Origin of the sequence: Aquidulcibacter paucihalophilus (assembly GCF_002105465.1) — a bacterium.
Lineage (GTDB): Bacteria > Pseudomonadota > Alphaproteobacteria > Caulobacterales > Aquidulcibacteraceae > Aquidulcibacter > Aquidulcibacter paucihalophilus.
Window position 1 is genome coordinate 26687 of the sequence record NZ_NCSQ01000156.1, and the last position, 16225, is coordinate 42911.

General features: G+C 55.6%; 16 protein-coding genes. 4 read left to right on the forward strand and 12 right to left on the reverse strand.

Annotated features, from left to right (window positions below; translation table 11 throughout):
* The gene (gene rpoZ / locus B7364_RS11010; protein WP_085340083.1) at nt 1–354 is read right to left on the reverse strand and encodes a DNA-directed RNA polymerase subunit omega; all 354 of its coding nucleotides are present in this window, start codon (nt 352–354) and stop codon (nt 1–3) included.
* A 119-nt stretch (nt 355–473) separates the two neighbouring features.
* Nucleotides 474–1004: a 2-amino-4-hydroxy-6-hydroxymethyldihydropteridine diphosphokinase gene (gene folK / locus B7364_RS11015; protein ID WP_232780884.1), complete on the reverse strand. Its 531-nt coding sequence runs from the start codon at nt 1002–1004 to the stop codon at nt 474–476.
* 37 nt (nt 1005–1041) lie between these two features.
* Here folK and B7364_RS11020 point away from each other — a divergent pair, with 37 nt between their 5' ends.
* Both B7364_RS11020 and B7364_RS11025 read left to right on the forward strand, forming a co-directional pair.
* Nucleotides 1042–1704: a LabA-like NYN domain-containing protein gene (locus tag B7364_RS11020; RefSeq protein ID WP_085340085.1), complete on the forward strand. Its 663-nt coding sequence runs from the start codon at nt 1042–1044 to the stop codon at nt 1702–1704.
* A complete protein-coding gene (locus B7364_RS11025; RefSeq protein ID WP_085340086.1) occupies nt 1705–2352 on the forward strand; it encodes a uracil-DNA glycosylase in 648 nt (215 codons plus the stop codon). It begins immediately after the preceding gene.
* Here the strand turns inward: B7364_RS11025 and B7364_RS11030 are convergent.
* Nucleotides 2349–3596 (reverse strand): MFS transporter, encoded by a 1248-nt coding sequence (locus B7364_RS11030; RefSeq protein ID WP_085340087.1) that lies wholly within the window; start codon nt 3594–3596, stop codon nt 2349–2351. The two genes, B7364_RS11025 and B7364_RS11030, sit on opposite strands and share 4 nt — an antisense overlap.
* Before the next feature lie 90 nt (nt 3597–3686).
* On the opposite strand from B7364_RS11030, the gene B7364_RS11035 reads away from it, so the two are divergent.
* Nucleotides 3687–4943, forward strand: coding sequence for a CaiB/BaiF CoA transferase family protein (locus tag B7364_RS11035; protein WP_085340088.1), 1257 nt, complete (start codon nt 3687–3689; stop codon nt 4941–4943).
* Nucleotides 4944–5094: 151 nt separating this feature from the next.
* On the opposite strand, the gene B7364_RS11040 is transcribed toward B7364_RS11035, so the two are convergent.
* The 9 genes from B7364_RS11040 to tpiA form a co-directional block, all read right to left on the reverse strand.
* Entirely contained in the window at nt 5095–7158 is a 2064-nt protein-coding gene (locus tag B7364_RS11040; RefSeq protein WP_198534207.1) for a S9 family peptidase, read from the reverse strand.
* A gap of 131 nt (nt 7159–7289) precedes the next feature.
* Nucleotides 7290–7472, reverse strand: coding sequence for a 50S ribosomal protein L32 (gene rpmF / locus B7364_RS11045; RefSeq protein WP_085340090.1), 183 nt, complete (start codon nt 7470–7472; stop codon nt 7290–7292).
* A 129-nt stretch (nt 7473–7601) separates the two neighbouring features.
* Nucleotides 7602–8402 carry a hypothetical protein gene (locus tag B7364_RS11050; RefSeq protein ID WP_157893649.1) on the reverse strand — a complete coding sequence of 267 codons (801 nt, stop codon included), beginning with the start codon at nt 8400–8402 and terminating at the stop codon, nt 7602–7604.
* A gap of 124 nt (nt 8403–8526) precedes the next feature.
* Nucleotides 8527–9207, reverse strand: coding sequence for a hypothetical protein (locus B7364_RS11055; protein WP_085340092.1), 681 nt, complete (start codon nt 9205–9207; stop codon nt 8527–8529).
* A 4-nt stretch (nt 9208–9211) separates the two neighbouring features.
* Nucleotides 9212–9964 (reverse strand): hypothetical protein, encoded by a 753-nt coding sequence (locus tag B7364_RS11060; RefSeq protein ID WP_157893650.1) that lies wholly within the window; start codon nt 9962–9964, stop codon nt 9212–9214.
* Between the two features lie 98 nt (nt 9965–10062).
* A complete protein-coding gene (locus B7364_RS11065) occupies nt 10063–11700 on the reverse strand; it encodes a CTP synthase (RefSeq protein WP_085340094.1) in 1638 nt (545 codons plus the stop codon).
* Between the two features lie 72 nt (nt 11701–11772).
* On the reverse strand, nt 11773–12222 hold the full coding sequence (secG, locus tag B7364_RS11070; protein WP_198534210.1) for a preprotein translocase subunit SecG: 450 nt from the start codon (nt 12220–12222) through the stop codon (nt 11773–11775).
* 79 nt (nt 12223–12301) lie between these two features.
* Entirely contained in the window at nt 12302–13282 is a 981-nt protein-coding gene (locus B7364_RS11075; RefSeq protein ID WP_157893651.1) for a response regulator, read from the reverse strand.
* A gap of 71 nt (nt 13283–13353) precedes the next feature.
* Entirely contained in the window at nt 13354–14103 is a 750-nt protein-coding gene (tpiA, locus tag B7364_RS11080) for a triose-phosphate isomerase (protein ID WP_269798778.1), read from the reverse strand.
* Between the two features lie 193 nt (nt 14104–14296).
* On the opposite strand from tpiA, the gene B7364_RS11085 reads away from it, so the two are divergent.
* Nucleotides 14297–16222, forward strand: a complete 1926-nt coding sequence (locus B7364_RS11085; protein WP_085340097.1) for a peptidylprolyl isomerase — start codon at nt 14297–14299, stop codon at nt 16220–16222.
* Nucleotides 16223–16225: the final 3 nt, after the last annotated feature.

The window sequence follows — 16225 nt, forward strand, 5'->3', positions numbered from 1 at the left end:
TCAATAAGGGTCTTCGCGAACGGCTTCTTGCTCTTGCTGCAACGCACGCAGCACATCGTCTTCAGTTGCCAGGACGGGGGCTTCCAGTGCCAAGAGATCGCTCTCTTCTTCTTCCCGAACGGCATGTGGGCGAACTTCGCGCAGCGATGCAACCAAACCGTCGCGCAATTCTTCGGTCTCAACCGTGGCATCGGCAATTTCGCGCAAAGCAACGACGGGATCCTTGTCGCGATCACGGTCGAGCGTCAGAGCTGCACCACCGGAAATTTGGCGGGCACGATGCGCTGCAAACAACACCAGAGAGAATCTATTTGGGACGCGTTCAACGCAGTCCTCTACCGTCACGCGGGCCATATATCTAATCCTGTCGGAAAGTGAGTGATCTCTTTACGGGAAGTCGTGGTGTTTCTCAACCATTGCACGCAGATACAGCCAAAAAAGCTTTCTTGCCGGACCAAGCCCTCCCCCTATGCTCAATCCAGTCGCACGCAAGTGTTGAGATTTTCTGACTCCTGTAACGTCGCCAGCAGATCAGCTCCGGCGATGCCCGTAACCGGGTGGCGCCAATTCGGTGCAATCTCCAGCAAGGGTAAGAGAACAAAATCACGCTCTGCAAGACGGGGGTGGGGCAGAGTCATCACGCTGCAATTGGCACTGACAATGCCATTGTAATCGATGATATCTAGGTCCAATGTTCGGTTCGCCCAACGATCGTCTGGCGAACGAACCCGGTTCATCCGGACTTCAATTTCCTGGCAGCGTTGCAAAAGAGCCAAAGGGTCCTGATCCTGCGGCTCCACTCGGCAAACCGCATTGACATAGTCGGGTTTACCGAGATTGGGTGGCCAAGCTTTGGCCGACCAAAAAGAAGACAAATGGGTGACACTGTCCCCCGCTTGTGATAACAAAACTAAAGCCTCGCGGAGGATATCCTGGGGTATTTTAGCATCCAAGCCTAGATTTGACCCTAGGCCTACATAAATTCCGGAAGGCTCTACAGGCATTTTTGGATGGAATTGTTCAGAGGAAGGCCGCGTCACTATGACTTTTTATCCCAATGAGCGAATCGCTCTGTTTATCGATGGTGCAAATTTCTACGCAGCAGCGCGCACCTTGGGTTTTGACGTAGATTATCGCAAGCTCCTTGAAGAGTTCAAGAAGCGCGGTCGTCTCGTTCGCGCCAGCTATTACACCGCCATTCTAGAGGATGTCGAATATAGCCCCGTGCGACCCTTGGCTGACTGGCTGGACTATAATGGCTTCAACGTCATCACCAAGCCCGCGAAAGAATTCACCGACACGCTTGGCCGTCGTCGCGTCAAGGGTGACATGGATATTGAGATCGCGGTCGACATGATGGAGCTTGCGCCCCATGTCGATCATATTGTGTTGTTCTCGGGCGACGGTGACTTCCGCGTCTTGATCGAAGCGGTGCAGCGCCGCGGCCCCCGCGTTTCGGTCGTGTCCTCGATTAAGACCCAGCCCCCCATGATTGCCGATGAGCTTCGTCGCCAAGCCGATACCTTCATCGATCTGGCCGATTTGTCGGCCTTGATCGGCCGTCCACCACGTCCAGATGGTTTTGACAATGCGCGTGGCAATCTGCGCCCTGGCCGTGCTGTTGATGGCGATGAGTTCATTGATGATTTTGATGATGAACTCGAAGGCATGGATGACGAGTTCGAAGGCGAGACAGAAGCCTAATTGGCTGCGGGCAGCTCGGCTGTGCAACAACCCACGCGCGACTGCCCGCTCTGCCCAAGATTGGTCGCGTATCGGGCTGCCAATCGCCTCGAAAACCCCGATTGGTATAATGGCCCAGCCCCTGCTTTCGGGGACAAGAGCGCATGGCTGTTGATTGTGGGCCTAGCTCCAGGTCGGACGGGGGCCAACCGGACAGGTCGGCCCTTTACGGGCGATTGGGCAGGCGATCTTTTATATCAAACCCTTGCCCGTTTTGGGTTGTCGCGCGGCACCTATGCCGCCGATGCCAACGATGGGCTGAGTTTGCAGGGCGTGATGATCACCAATGCGGTCCAATGTGCGCCCCCTGCCAATAAGCCAGAGCCTTCAGAAATCGCCCAATGTGCGCCTTTCTTAAAGGCACATATTGCCGCCCTGCCCAAACTCACCAGCCTCATCTGCCTCGGCAAGATCAGCCATGATGCAACCGTGCGGGCTTTGGGCGGCAAGCCGTCCGCCTACCCCTTTGCTCATGGCGCCGTGCATCAGATTGGCGATAAGGCCATCTATGACAGCTATCATTGTAGCCGCTACAATACCAATACAGGGCGGCTGACAACAGAGATGTTTGAGGCCGTATTCGCCAAAGCCTTGGCAAACAGGGCCTAGGCCTCTTTGGCTTCGGTCCGCTGATATTTCGGCAAGCTCAACATCAAAAAGCCAGCTAAAACCAATCCGACAGACGATACAATTAAGACCAAATCGTAAGAGCCCAAACGGTCATATACGACCCCGAACGCCAGCGGGCTGATGCCCGCGCCCAGCGTATAGAAGACATATTGCCAGCCATAAATCTTGCCGTAATGCTTCATGCCGAAATAGCGGCTGGTAAAGAAGGCGATCAAGTCAAGCTCGGCCCCCAACGCAACCCCAACCAGAATAACCGCCACCACTGCCGGTCCATGTCCACCCCCCATCAGGAGGTAACAGCCAATGGCTGGGATCGCAAAACAGGCCGCTGCAATCGGGGGTGCATGGAATTTGTCGATCAAATAGCCAACCACCAAACGCGCAATCAGAATGGAAACGCCAATCAAACTGGCAATGCTGGCTGCCTGTGCGGCTGAGAGACCATTGTCCTTCATCATGGCAACGATATGGACCGCGATGCCACTCATCGCGAAGGTCACAAAGAAAAAGGCGATGCCCATTTTCCAAAATGTGGCGGTTCGGGCCGATTCGCCCAGCGTCATACCGGTCGCGGTCAGGGCGGTTTGTGCCTGATGGGTGGCGCTGCGATCTTTAAAGAGTGTCAGGAAGATGGGCAGCCACAACACCAACACGATGCCCAGCGCCACATAAAAAACACCCTTCCAGCCAAAGGCGTCAATGCCCATTTTATAGAAAATGGGCAGGGTGATCGCGCCAAAGGATGTGCCCAAAAGCGTTAGCCCCAGCGCAAGCCCGCGCGACTTATCAAACCACTGATTGATGGTGCGGGTATAGGTCAAAGGCAAAGTCCCCGCCGCCACAATCGTCATGATAAAATAGGTCAGCCAGAATTGCTGCAGATTGCCGTCATTCAGGGTCAAAAGGAATAAGCACAGGGCCAACAAAAGCCCCGAGACCAAGGCGACCGGGCGCGACCCAAACCGGTCTGTCACTGCTCCGGCCAAATAGGATGACAAAAGATTGCCCACGCCCATCAGGGTTATGGCCAGAGATACTTCCGTCCGGCTCCAGCCAAAGGCCTCCTTAAGGGGGCCAAACAGATTCTGCACCGCATAAAAGGGTAAAGTCGCCAAAGACGCGTAGACGCCAACAATGGATGCCAAAAGGATCGGCCACCCGACCACAAACTCATTGACTGGTTTGGCTGGCTTAGCTTGATCTTGTTGACCACTCTCTGTCATGAAGCGCGACTCCCCCCTAGGCTGCACTAGTATCGGCAAGCCAGACAATGATATATCTTTTCAAAGAAGCAAATGAAAAGAACGCGACCCATGCCAAAAACACAGCAGGCCCCTACGTCACCCGCTTTGCCATCTGCTTTAGCAGGGGTTCGGGTGCTGGATCTATCCCGCGTTTTGGCGGGCCCTTGGGCAACGCAGACTTTGGGGGATTTGGGGGCTGAGATTTTGAAGATCGAAAAGCCCGGCGTCGGCGATGATACGCGCAGCTGGGGCCCACCATTTCTAACCGATGCGCAAGGTGGCCAAAGCGATGCAGCCTATTATACGTGCGCCAATCGCAATAAGGCCTCCCTCACCCTAGACTTCACGACGCCAGAGGGGAGCGAGATTTTGCGCGCTTTGATCCCACATCATGATGTATTGGTTGAGAATTTCAAAACCGGTGGCCTAGCCAAGTATGGCTTGGATTATGACAGCGTCGCCAAGCTCAACCCGAAATTAGTCTATTGTTCGATTACAGGCTTTGGTCAGACGGGCCCTTATGCACCGCGTGCAGGCTATGATTATTTGGTCCAAGCTGCGGGTGGCCTCATGAGTGTGACGGGCCAAGCCGACGGCACGCCGGGGGCTGAACCATTGAAAGTCGGCGTAGCCGTGGCAGACCTATTTACCGGGCTTTATGCCACCATCGCCATTCTCGCAGCCCTGCGCCATGCCCAAGCCACAGGGCAAGGCCAGCATATTGATATGGCTTTGCTCGATTGCCAGACGGCTGTCTTGGCCAATCAAGCGGCCAATTATCTCGTGTCAGGCCACGCACCCAAACGTCTGGGCAATGCCCATCCCAATATTGCCCCCTATCAAGTCTTCCCCAGTGCCGATGGCCACATCGTGCTGGCGGTTGGCAATGATGGCCAGTGGCAACAATTTTGTGCGGCAGCAGGCCAGCCCGATTTAGCCCGCGACCCGCGCTTTCAGACCAATGCCAAACGCGTCGCCAATCGCGACAACCTGATCGCGAGCCTCTTGCCCATCATGGCAGGCAGGACCACCGCTGGCTGGATTGACCTTTTAGAACAAGCCGGTGTGCCCTGCGGGCCGATCAACACGATTGATCAAGTGTTCCAAGACCCCCAGGTGGTTGCCCGGCAGATGCAACAAGACCTGACGCGCCCTGATGGTACCCCCATCCCCACCGTTGCCAATCCAATCAAAATGAGCGTCACGCCCCCACGTGCCCGTCGCGCACCCCCGGCACTCGGCGCAGATACGCAAGCCGAACTCAAAAGCCTCCTCGGGTTGAGTGACGCCCAAATTGAAGGCCTGCGCGCGAAGGGGATCATTTAGGGCTGGGAGGTCTGACGCTTTCTGGCGTTTCCCGTCCGTGCGACGTTATCCCCGATAGTATCAACCAATCGGGGATTTCCTGCCGCCTAGGCCCATGGGTTCCCCGCTTTGCGCGCCTGTGTTTCGGCGGGGAGGAAATTGCGCTAGCCCCTTACTCGGCTTTTTTCGTATGGCTGTCATACCAGCCAATGGTGCTCAAAATTGCTGCCAGCCATTGGCTTGGGCGGCCAAAGCCGTGGCCGGCTTCTGGCAAGCGAACCAAGGCGCTTTCCACGCCTTGTAATTGAAGGGCTTGGAAATATTGCTCGCTCTCACTCATGGGCGTGCGATAATCGCTTTCCCCCGTGATGATTAAAGTTGGCGTCCGGACGTTGCCAACCAAAGATAAGGGCGAGCGGGCCCAATATTTCTCGGGCTGTTCCCAAGGCATTTTGTCAAACCAATAACTGCCGATCACCGCGCCGATGTCGCTGGTCAAGGCTTCCGTCGCCCAATTGATCACTGGGCGCTTGACCGAGGCTGCTGCAAAGCGGTTGGTCTTGCCAATGGCCCATGAGGACAAGACACCACCGCCAGAGCCGCCACCGATATAGAGGCGATTGGTGTCGATGAATCCGCGCGCAACCACCGCATCGACACTGCTCATCAGATCATCATGGTCTTGGCAGGGATAGCAAAGATTGATCAGGTTCGCGAACTCTTCGCCATAGCCAATCGAGCCGCGAGGATTGGTGAACAAAGTCACATAGCCCGCCGCCGCATAAAGCTGATGGGTGATGGAGAATAAGGGGCCGTAATCCGTATGAGGACCGCCATGAATATCCAAGGCGAGTGGATATTTCTTATTGGGGTCAAAATTGGGCGGATACAGGATCCAGCCATGAACTTTGCGACCATCGGCTGAAGACGGGGTCCAGATTTCCTCCAGCCTTCCAATCGCTTTACCAGCCCGCCACGCGGCATTCATATCCCACAGAATGGTTTCTTTGCCTTGCGACCAAAGGGCAAGCGCGGCGGGGCGGTCGGCCTCAACACTTGGATAGAGAGTCTTTGTGCCATCGGTTGTATAACTGCCACCCGACGACGGCAACAACAGGCGCGTATTGCCGACTTCAGGGGTTGCAACGCTCACCTGCCCGTCCAAGGCAGCAAAGCCGACGCGGCTGATGCCAACATCTTGATAGAGGAAACTTACGCCCTTTCCATCCTTGCGCCACGTAATCTGGCTGGCTGGACGGTCGAGCTTGAGGGTGAGATTGCGTGCTCCTGTAGCCAGACCAGTCGCTGGCATGGAAGCCACGAACACATCGGTGCGCTGAAACGAGGTTTGCCGGTTGCGCCAGCCGACATAGGCCAAAGTCTTGCCATCTGGACTGACTGCAGGGCTGTTTTCAAAGCCATCATCGGCGGTGAGTTGGCGAGGTTTGCCGCCGCCCGCGGCGGGCCACGCATAAAGGTCAGACTGCACAGGCTTTACGTGCGCATCTGGTGCAGGGTTGCCGCTAACCAAGATGAACTCACCATCGGGTGTCCAGGCAGGGCGCGCATCTTCACGGCCCCAATCCCCCTTACCGCTGGTGATTTGCGTCAGCGCGCCACTGGCCACATCCAGGGTAAAAACCTGATAATCACCGGGCGTAAGCCAACCTTCTGAGTCGGTACGATAGGGGAAGTTGCGCACCACACGTGCCGGGGCCGCCCAAGTTGCCCCCTCTGGCTTTTCTGGCAGATTATAAATGGCTGCAGGCTTTTCTTCGACCAGATTGATAAAGGCGATTTTCTTGCCATCTGGCGACCAAGATAGAGAGCTCGGTGGGAATTTGAGCGTGGTGAGCGGTCTTGCAATGCCTTCTTTTACATCGAGCAAAAAGATCTGCGATTTGGCGCCATCCTTACCGATAAAGGCAATCGTTGCGCCATCTGGCGACCAACGAGCGGTAGATGGACCCCGGTCTGCCCCAACCAACAGGCGGCGCCCCTCCCCTGCACCGGCGCCTGGAATGGGTACCAGCCAAAGCTCTGTCATCACCCGATCGGTCTGTATGTCGCGCGTCTGACGCAGAACCGCTACTTGCTTGCCATCGGGGGCTAATTGCGGATCGAGGGGCTGTTCAAGGCGGAAGAGATCGAGTGCCTCAACAGGCTTTGGTGCATCTGCCCACGCAGGGCCTGCCAACACACAAGCCAGCCCAATAAGTCCCGAATAAACTCGCATGATCATTCCCCCGCAAATTCGTGCGCAGGCAGATTTAGCAAGTGCTGAACCGATGTCGAGCGGACATTCAAACGAAACAAAAAAGCCCCGCCAAATGGCAGGGCTTTTCCACAAGAAAAGGCGAAGGAGACTTAGTCTTCCTTCGGCGTCAGAACCTGACGGCCACGATACATGCCGGTTTTCAGGTCGATATGGTGTGGACGACGCAGTTCGCCCGAATCCTTGTCTTCGACATAGGAATTCACGCCCAACGCATCGTGCGAACGACGCATACCGCGACGAGAAGGAGTAGTTTTGCGCTTAGGCACTGCCATGGTGCAGGTTCCATTTCAAAAGATAAGGCGGCCCCGAGAAGAGCCGCCAGTAAAACTGAAGCGCGTATCTACGCGCGCTCTTCCCCAAATGCAAGACACTATGCCAGTGGGAAAGGAACTTATCCGCGCTTACTGCGCCTGCGGTAAGCCCGGCACTTCCCACGTGGTCGATTCCTCTGGAGACCGAACACGGGGATGGAGGAACCAGATCATGCTAAGTGCGGCTGCGGCTGCCGTCAAAACGACGCTTAGCACCGAATCCATGATGCCTTCTAGGTAAGGCCAGATGGATTTTGAGGGGGCATAACTTTCGCTGATGGTTTCCATCCCATTGGCCAACCAAATCATAGTTAGCATGATCACCATCACAAAAGCTATGGACAGCCAAAGGCGCCATTCTCGATGCGCAACGCCCTGATAGGCACGTGAGAGATTCACTTTGCCTTCAACGAGGATTTGAACGCCCAAGCAGAAGACATAGTTCACAAATGCGATCCCAGCCGCGAAAGCCGTCAGAAGAATCATGACGTCCAGGGCCGGATGCTCTACCGCATCTTTGCTGAAAATCAGGAGCGAAAATGCCAGATAAGCACAAAAGTCAAACGCCATGATCCCGAAGGCGGCGAGCGCCCGGGTTCGCCAACTTGTATCTACCCCAACAGACTTCAGAAACATCGTTAGGATCGTCACCGATAAGGCGGCTGCGATCAGGGTACGCAGGATGTCCTGTAGGTCGATTGTGCCGTTATGTGGAAGTTGAACCGGGACTTGGATTGCCATCACGCCTTCAAGCTGTGCCGAAGCGAAATGAAAAACAACGAACATCAGCGCGAGCGCCACCAAAACCAACCGATGGCTCCAGATCAGCCGCAAAGCCGCCCGAAGACCCCATTCCCAATCGTGCAAACGTTCAACCTTAAAGCTCGACATCACATGCCCCATCTCAATCACACAACCATAAGGCTGCAAGCGTGGATGTAAAGCGAATTCGGTCTTGCCCTAACAAATTAGGGAGTTCAACTTTTTGTGATCAAGCGGCCAGCGGCCAACTACCCTATTTTTCGTTTGGCAGCCCGATCTTGCCAGCCACAGCCTGAATTGTCACCGAAACGACGCCCTCGTGCGAGAATTTGCGAACCGTCGCCCCTTCCCGACCATATTGTGTCTGGTAGGAACTACTGCCGTAGGTGTAAGGATTATAAGAGTAATTGGTTTGGGTGACGAGTTGTGTCTCAAACGCCTTTACTTCGATCCCCGCTGTCTGCGGATTGGTTTGCACCAAGACAAAACGCCCTTCATCGCTGGGCCGAAACTGGACACCAAAGGTTGAACCCACATTCGCAAATCGCTCTGCCGGGAAGGAGCGGATCGGCTGCCCATCTGCATTGAGGACGGTTACCAAAGGCCCAAGGATTCGAAAGGCCTCATAAAGGCCACCAATCGTCAACGTATGGTTCGAGGGTGCGGAGGGCAGTGCATAGACCACATAATTGCTGGGCTTGCCGTCCAAGTTCAGACAAGGCGACATCCCGTCAATAGTTGTCGCAATCGCGTGCCATTGGGCCTTCCGCTTGGGCGTCATGGCGATTGCCTTGGTCAAGTCTGGCGTGTCAGTACAGGTCTTGCCCGTAATCTCGGAGACGGCTTGCGGCGGCGGCGGCGGCGGAGTTGTGGCGCACCCAGCCACCAAACCGGCAAGCAAAAGGGCGATCGATGAAAAGCGCATCTGGTTCATCAGGTCACCGTAACAGATCGGCTGTTGCTTTTGCCGTTGCTCGAAGCGCGGCCTCTAAGCCTTCGGCAGCTTTGGTAGGGTTTGCCTCTAAGTCGTCAATTTTTTGAAACGCAAAGGCCTCGTCAACCGGGATTGACACCGTAACATCCGACTTAACCACCGGATTATAGGTGATTTTATTGTCCAAAAGAATTTTCTTTGGGTCTTTGTGATCCACCATTCGCACGTGCAGCGTGACGAAGGGACGCCATTGTGTCGAATTACCAACCAGCTGATAGCCATAATTGAAGCCCAGGGTGTCCAAAACAGCAGACCCCGGTTCCGCCGCGTCATTGGCGGGAACAACAACCAACTCACGGCTCTTGCTGCGTGGAATGGCGATGGTTGAAACGCGATAGTCTTGTTGCTTTAGAGCCTCTTCGAGAGCCGCATCAAAAATGGCCTCGCCATTGAAGTTTTGCGTGGCCAGCGCCTTCTGAATGCGTTCACGTTGACCCGATTCAATGCCAGCTTCCACGCCTGCCGCGACCGCCCCAACCAACAAGCCTGCCAAACCTGCACTTGAGGCCGCCGACATCATATTGGCACCATTTGTTGCCAGTTTTTGCGTGCCGACTTCGAGCGGCAGTGTATTCTCTACCACGGCAATCTTGGAAACAGGTGTCGCGGTCCGATCAAAAGGCACAGGCTGGTAGGGCGTTACACATCCTGCTAACACCATTGCGCTTGCAAGCGCCAAAAATGCAAATCTCTTCAAAACACCCCCCCAACAAAAAGCCGCCCAGACATATGTTGCGGTTGTATGGAGGCAACCCTATCTGACCATGCGCTTTCGACAAGATGGCATCTGCAGGCCTAGACCAACCGGCTCTGCACCAAAGCCGCCCGCACAAAGTCTGCGAATAAAGGATGGGGTTCAAATGGCCGAGACTTGAGCTCGGGGTGATATTGCACGCCAACAAACCAAGGATGGTCTGCCCGTTCAACAATCTCCGGCAAGACGCCATCGGGAGAGACGCCTGAGAAAATAAGGCCGTGCGACTCAAGAATCTCCCGGTAAGCCATATTGACCTCATAGCGGTGACGGTGGCGTTCTTGGATGCTGAGTGCACCACCATAGGCCTGAGACACGACTGAATCTGGCTTCAACACCGCAGGATAAGCTCCTAGCCGCATGGTGCCACCAAGGTCCGTTTCTTCCCCGCGCACTTGACGCTCATTGCCCTTCACCCATTCCGTCATCAAGCCCACGACAGGTTCAGAGGTGGGACCAAACTCACTGGAGGAGGCCTGGGAGATGCCGGCCAGATTACGAGCAGCCTCAACACACGCCATCTGCATGCCAAAGCAAATACCAAAGAACGGGATCTGGCGCTCGCGCGCAAATTGGACGGCTTTAATTTTCCCCTCCGCCCCTGAGTCGCCAAAAGCGCCAGGAACCAGAATGGCATCAACCCCTTCCAACTCTGCGGTTAGCATGTCTTGATCGGCATCAAAGGCGCGCGCATCAACCCAATTGATATTAACCTTCACATCATTGGCGAGTCCGCCGTGATGGAGAGCCTCAATCAAAGACTTATAGGCGTCCTTCATGGCGGTATATTTGCCGACAACCGCAATGGTCACATCGCCATCGGGCGCGCGCAGGCGTCTTGAAATCGCCTGCCACTTCGACAAATCAGGCTCGGGCGCGTCGACAATGCCAAAACGGCGCAAAACTTCGCGGTCCAAGCCTTCGGCATGATAGTCCATCGGCACTTCATAAATATGCGCAGAATCAAGTGCCTGGATGACAGCGCTCGCGCGGACATTCGTGAAGAGCGCGATCTTGCGCTTTTCTTCTTCTGGGATCGGACGGTCACAGCGACAAATCAAAATGTCGGGCTGAATACCGATGGAGCGCAATTCCTTCACACTGTGCTGGGTCGGCTTGGTCTTCATTTCCCCGGCCGTATGGATATAAGGCAGCAAAGTGAGATGAATATAAACAGCTTGCTGGGGCTCTAATTGCTGGCCAAGCTGACGGATCGCTTCAAAAAAGGGCAAGCCTTCAATGTCACCAACCGTGCCGCCAATCTCGCACAAGACAAAATCAGCGTCCCCCGCATCAGACAAGACGAAGTCTTTGATCGCATTGGTGACATGGGGGATGACTTGGATGGTCGCGCCCAAAAACTCCCCCTTGCGCTCTTTGGCGATAATCTCCTGATAGATGCGCCCGGTCGTGATATTGTCTGCTTTAGCTGCAGAAACACCAGTAAAGCGCTCATAATGGCCCAGATCCAAGTCGGTCTCCGCGCCGTCATCGGTCACAAAGACTTCGCCATGTTGATAGGGGCTCATCGTGCCGGGATCGACATTGAGATAGGGATCGAGTTTGCGCAGCCTCACTTTATAGCCACGAGCTTGCAGCAGCGCGCCTAACGCGGCTGATGCAATGCCTTTTCCGAGCGAGGAAACCACGCCCCCAGTGATGAACACATATCGGGTCATGGGAGGTCGTTCTAATCCGCAACGCCTGCAAAAGGGAAGAGGCGCAACTGGAAAGAAATGGGGGTTAGCCGCTTATTTTTTCTCTGCTGGAGCTGCAGCGTTGGTTGGCGCGGCCGGGAAGAGTGGTGCAGGCTCTGCCGCTGTTGGTGCAGAAGCAGGAATGCCCCCTGCAGGTGCCGAAGGAACTGGGGCAAGTGCGTTTGCAGGTGCTGCCGGTACCGAGAGGTCGATGCCTTTCGTGGGCAAGCCATCCTTGGTGAGCCCATCTTGCATCAGGGAATCAGCAGGCTTGGTCGCAGACTTGTTCATAATGGTCAGAGTCACACTGGTGACCAAAAAGGCCGCACCCAGCAAGGTCGTCGTGCGTGTCATAAAGTTAGCCGCCGAACGGCCAGACATCATGGACGATGGGCCGCCACCCATACCCAAAGCGCCACCGCCTTCCGAGCGCTGCAATAAAATGGCCCCAATAAGGGCCAAACAGATCAGCAGGTGAAGAATGAGAATAGCTTGGATGAACATGAAACGAGCCTAAAGGTGACGAGATGGCGCGCAAACTGAGGCGCAGACGGCTGCTATGTCGCTCTTTCGAGGCCGAACTTCAAGAGACCAACGACAGCGCCAGCGTATGACGGCGCTTTGCGCGCTCTTTTGCCTTATCCAAACGACCGCGAACCTTGTCCAAAGTCGTCTCCAATTCCGCCTTGAACGCCTCTCCGCCCTCAACTGCATAGGCCACATAGAGCGCGAGCGCCAGCTGTCGTGTTAGATTGGCATTTTCGACGCGTTCTGGGCCAGGCGCGCTGGTACGGGCTGCCACATTCTCCAGCACCATCGCAATTTCTTGCACTTCGTCGATGTCGAGACGTTTTGCAGCCCGCACAAGTTCAGCCGAGCTTTCCAGCAAATCCACCACAAAGCCCGCATTTGCATCCCCACGCCCTTGCGCCTGGATAATCACTTCAGCGGCCATTGCGATACGACGGGCAAGTTTTGCCAAGCGATCTTGGTCAACTTTACGGCGCGCTGTCGCGAGAATTTCAGACTGCGTCACCGGATCAAAATTGCTCATCAAAACGCGGTCACGCAGCGTATTGGGCGGATCGAAGGTCTCTGGGGCCATTTGATTGCTGGAAGAGCGGCCCCGGTCAGGCCCAACATAGTCAGACGTCACGACAAATTGTTTGCGTGCAGAGATGATGGCCCGCACCCGCTCTAAGGTTTGGATCTGCGAGAATGGGCGCAACAACACATCGTCACAGCCCACATTCATCAAATCTGCCACAAAGTCGGTAGAGCCCGCCCACAGGGTCGCAATCACAGGAATGAAGGGATTAACGCCCAATTCACCCAAACGCTGGGCGCGCAACAACTCGACCACTTCAGAGTGGTTTTCGGTGGCTTCAATGACCAAAAGCGAGATATCGACATCGCGAAGACGACGGGTCAATTCGCGCAAAGAGGTCATCCCCTCGATGCGGCGGAACCCAATCCCGTGCAACACAGAACGTGTCATCAGCATATTGCCGCGCACTGGATCGTAAATCAGCACGGTCGCTGCTGCGAGTCTTTGCTTGTCCAAAGGACTTTCACCCCTTCATCCGGATATACCCTTTGCCACAGGGTTGTTTCCAAGACGTTACGATGATTGGTTCATTCTTGAATTGCATGCAGAATTTTCAAAAATCCATCCGCTGTCAGGCTCGCGCCCCCCACCAAAGCCCCGTCGACATGGTCGAGATGCAAGAGCTCGCCGGCATTACCGCCATTGACAGAGCCGCCATAAAGCAAGCGGACACTCGCCCCCGCAGAGCCAAACCGATCCACCAAGCGTTGATGAATGGCACGGTGCATCGCGGCAACATCGACCGCACTTGGCACTAAGCCCGTCCCGATCGCCCAAACGGGCTCATAGGCAATCACTAAGCCTTCTGCGGGAAACGTATCGGGAACCGAGCCATCGACTTGGCCTAGGACAATTGCCTCGGCTTGCCCAGCCTCGCGCTCTGCGCGGGTCTCGCCCACGCAAATAATGGGCACAAGGCCAGCATCAAGGCCCGCTTGTGCCTTCGCACGCACCACTGCACTGGTCTCGTGATGATCGGCGCGGCGTTCAGAATGGCCGACAATCACAAAGTAACCGCCCGCATCCTGGATCATCGCCGCCGATATATCGCCCGTATGGGCCCCGGAAACTTTTTCGTGACAATCTTGTGCACCCGTCAAAAGCCCCGTTCCTGATACAGCCTCACTGAGGCTGGCCAAGAGCGTGGCCGGTGGGCAAATCGCCAATTGGATGGCGTGGCTTTTGGCGGCGGCTGCGGAGGCCGCAATCAGGCTCGCCTCTGCCAGCGAAGCCTTTAAACCATTCATTTTCCAGTTTCCAACCAACAATTTCGCCACGTCTTACTCCATCCGAGCCTAGATGATTTGTCCGCGCGCGGACCCTTTATGCTGTCCCGCATAGGCAGGTGGTTTCAACTTTGCAATTCACCACACTGAGACCTGCAGTCGATCGCGCTATGCTGTGCAGGCCTTGCCTTGCCCCCTCCCCCAACGATCCTTATGCTAAGGGGAGTTTTCATCAGGATCTTCCATGCTCAACGCGTTTCGAAAATTTGCCCGCTCATGGGTCTCCGGCATCATCATTGGTCTTTTGGTCATTTCCTTCGGGATCTGGGGGGTCAATGACATCTTCACCCGGGGTAGCCCAGACGCGGTAGCAAAGGTTGCTGGCGAGTCGATTACGCAGGAAGAATATAAGCAAGAGTTTGATCGCTTGCTGAAGCGCGCGCAAGCCGATGCCCAGCGCGATATCTCAACCGAAGAGGCGCGCGCCCAAGGTCTGGATAGTGCAGTGCTAGAGCAAATGGTCGCGACCCGAGCCTTTGCCGCTTTGACCGACAGCCTTGGGCTGAAGGCACCTGACTCGGTTGTCCAAGCCGAAATCGCGAAAATTCCGGCTTTCCAAGACCAAATCACCCGCCGCTTCAGCCAAGACACCTATCAATTGGCGCTGCGCGACAATGGCTTTACCCCGGCAGAATTTGAGAAGAGCGTGCGGTCAGACTTAACACGCCAAAGCCTGACTTTGGCGGTCAGCTCTGGATTGCGTGCGCCTCGCGTCTTCGCCAGCCAGACTTTGGCCTTCGGGACCGAGCGGCGGATGGTTACCATCATCCCCATCCCAGCAAGCTTTGTCGGCGGGCCACGTCAGCCGAATGACGCGCAATTGAAAGCGCTTTATGAGGAAAGCAAAGCCCAATTGATGCGGCCAGAAACCCGCAATCTCACCATGGTGGTGGCAAGCCTCGCAGACTTTGAAGCCAAGGTGAAAATCGACGAAGCCCAAGCCCAAGAGATTTTCGCGCGGAATAAAGAGCGCCTCTCCACGCCCGCCAAACGTGGCCTCGTGCAATTGGTGACAACAGATCGTGCCAAGGCAGATCAGGCAGCCGCCCGTTTGCGCGCCGGCGAAGACCCTGCGGCCATTGCCAAAGCGCTTGGCCTATCGGTACCCATTGTTTTGTCCAATGTTACAGTCGGGGGTATTCCCGATGCCAATGTTGCTAAGGCAGCCTTCGAAATGAAGCAGGGCGATGTGCAAGTGGTTGCCGCAAAATTGCAGCCTTTTGCCGCTGTCAAAGTTACGGAAGTCGTTGGCGCCAAAGAAGCCAAGTTTGAAGATTCCGCCGCCGAAATCCGCACGCAATTGCGCCAGACTGCGGCGGGTGAATTGATGACGGATGCAACCGAAGCCTATGACAAAGCCATCACGGAAGGGGCGACCCTAGAGGCAGCTGCCGCCAAGGCAGGCTTTCGCGTCGTTTCAATCAACAACATCATGGCGGACGGCAATCTTGCCACAACTGGCCAGCCTGCCCCTGAGTTTGCAGAAGCCCCCAATGTTCTCAAAGAAGCCTTTGCGGGCGGCAAGGGTGATACATCTGACCTCGCCCCGATCCCAGGCGACAGCTATGTGGCGGTTCGCATTGATTCAATTGCGGTCGCAGCTCCACCACCGTTTGACTCCATCCGCACCGAACTGACCAATGAGTGGGTCCGCCGCGATGTCCGGGCCCGGGCAGAAGCAAAAGCGAAGGAAGTTTTGGCGGAAGCCAAAAAGACCAGCTTGGAAGCCGCCGCAGCCAAGTTCAAATTACCAGTTGCCAAGCAAAACCAACCGCTCTTGCGCGGTCAGGGCGGCCAAGAACTGAGCCAAGCTGTATTTGGGGCCAAAAAGGGCGAATTGGTCTTAGCACCGACGGCAAATGGCGTTGAATATACTGTCCTTCGGGTCGATGAGATTTTGAAGGATGACGAGAAAATGGTTCCAGATCGTTTGACCCAGGCAGAAACCGCGGTGCGGGCCTCGGTTCAGCGTGACCTCATCGCCTCTCTCGAACGCGTGGCTCGCGATCGTGCCAAAGCACAGCTCTTCACCAAAATGATGGGTCGTGCGCTCGGCGATACCGAAGAAACCGCCGCCGCCAAAGCCGCCACGCCGGCCAAACAGCCGTAGGCG

Coding starts and splice junctions, on each gene's coding strand:
- B7364_RS11035 (WP_085340088.1), top strand. CDS start 3,687: ATGCCAAAAACACAGCAGGCCCCTACGTCACCCGCTTTGCCATCTGCT.
- rpmF (WP_085340090.1), bottom strand. CDS start 7,472: ATGGCAGTGCCTAAGCGCAAAACTACTCCTTCTCGTCGCGGTATGCGT.
- B7364_RS11050 (WP_157893649.1), bottom strand. CDS start 8,402: ATGTCGAGCTTTAAGGTTGAACGTTTGCACGATTGGGAATGGGGTCTT.
- rpoZ (WP_085340083.1), bottom strand. CDS start 354: ATGGCCCGCGTGACGGTAGAGGACTGCGTTGAACGCGTCCCAAATAGA.
- B7364_RS11055 (WP_085340092.1), bottom strand. CDS start 9,207: ATGAACCAGATGCGCTTTTCATCGATCGCCCTTTTGCTTGCCGGTTTG.
- B7364_RS11085 (WP_085340097.1), top strand. CDS start 14,297: ATGCTCAACGCGTTTCGAAAATTTGCCCGCTCATGGGTCTCCGGCATC.
- B7364_RS11065 (WP_085340094.1), bottom strand. CDS start 11,700: ATGACCCGATATGTGTTCATCACTGGGGGCGTGGTTTCCTCGCTCGGA.
- B7364_RS11040 (WP_198534207.1), bottom strand. CDS start 7,158: ATGCGAGTTTATTCGGGACTTATTGGGCTGGCTTGTGTGTTGGCAGGC.
- secG (WP_198534210.1), bottom strand. CDS start 12,222: ATGTTCATCCAAGCTATTCTCATTCTTCACCTGCTGATCTGTTTGGCC.
- folK (WP_232780884.1), bottom strand. CDS start 1,004: ATGCCTGTAGAGCCTTCCGGAATTTATGTAGGCCTAGGGTCAAATCTA.
- B7364_RS11020 (WP_085340085.1), top strand. CDS start 1,042: ATGACTTTTTATCCCAATGAGCGAATCGCTCTGTTTATCGATGGTGCA.
- B7364_RS11030 (WP_085340087.1), bottom strand. CDS start 3,596: ATGACAGAGAGTGGTCAACAAGATCAAGCTAAGCCAGCCAAACCAGTC.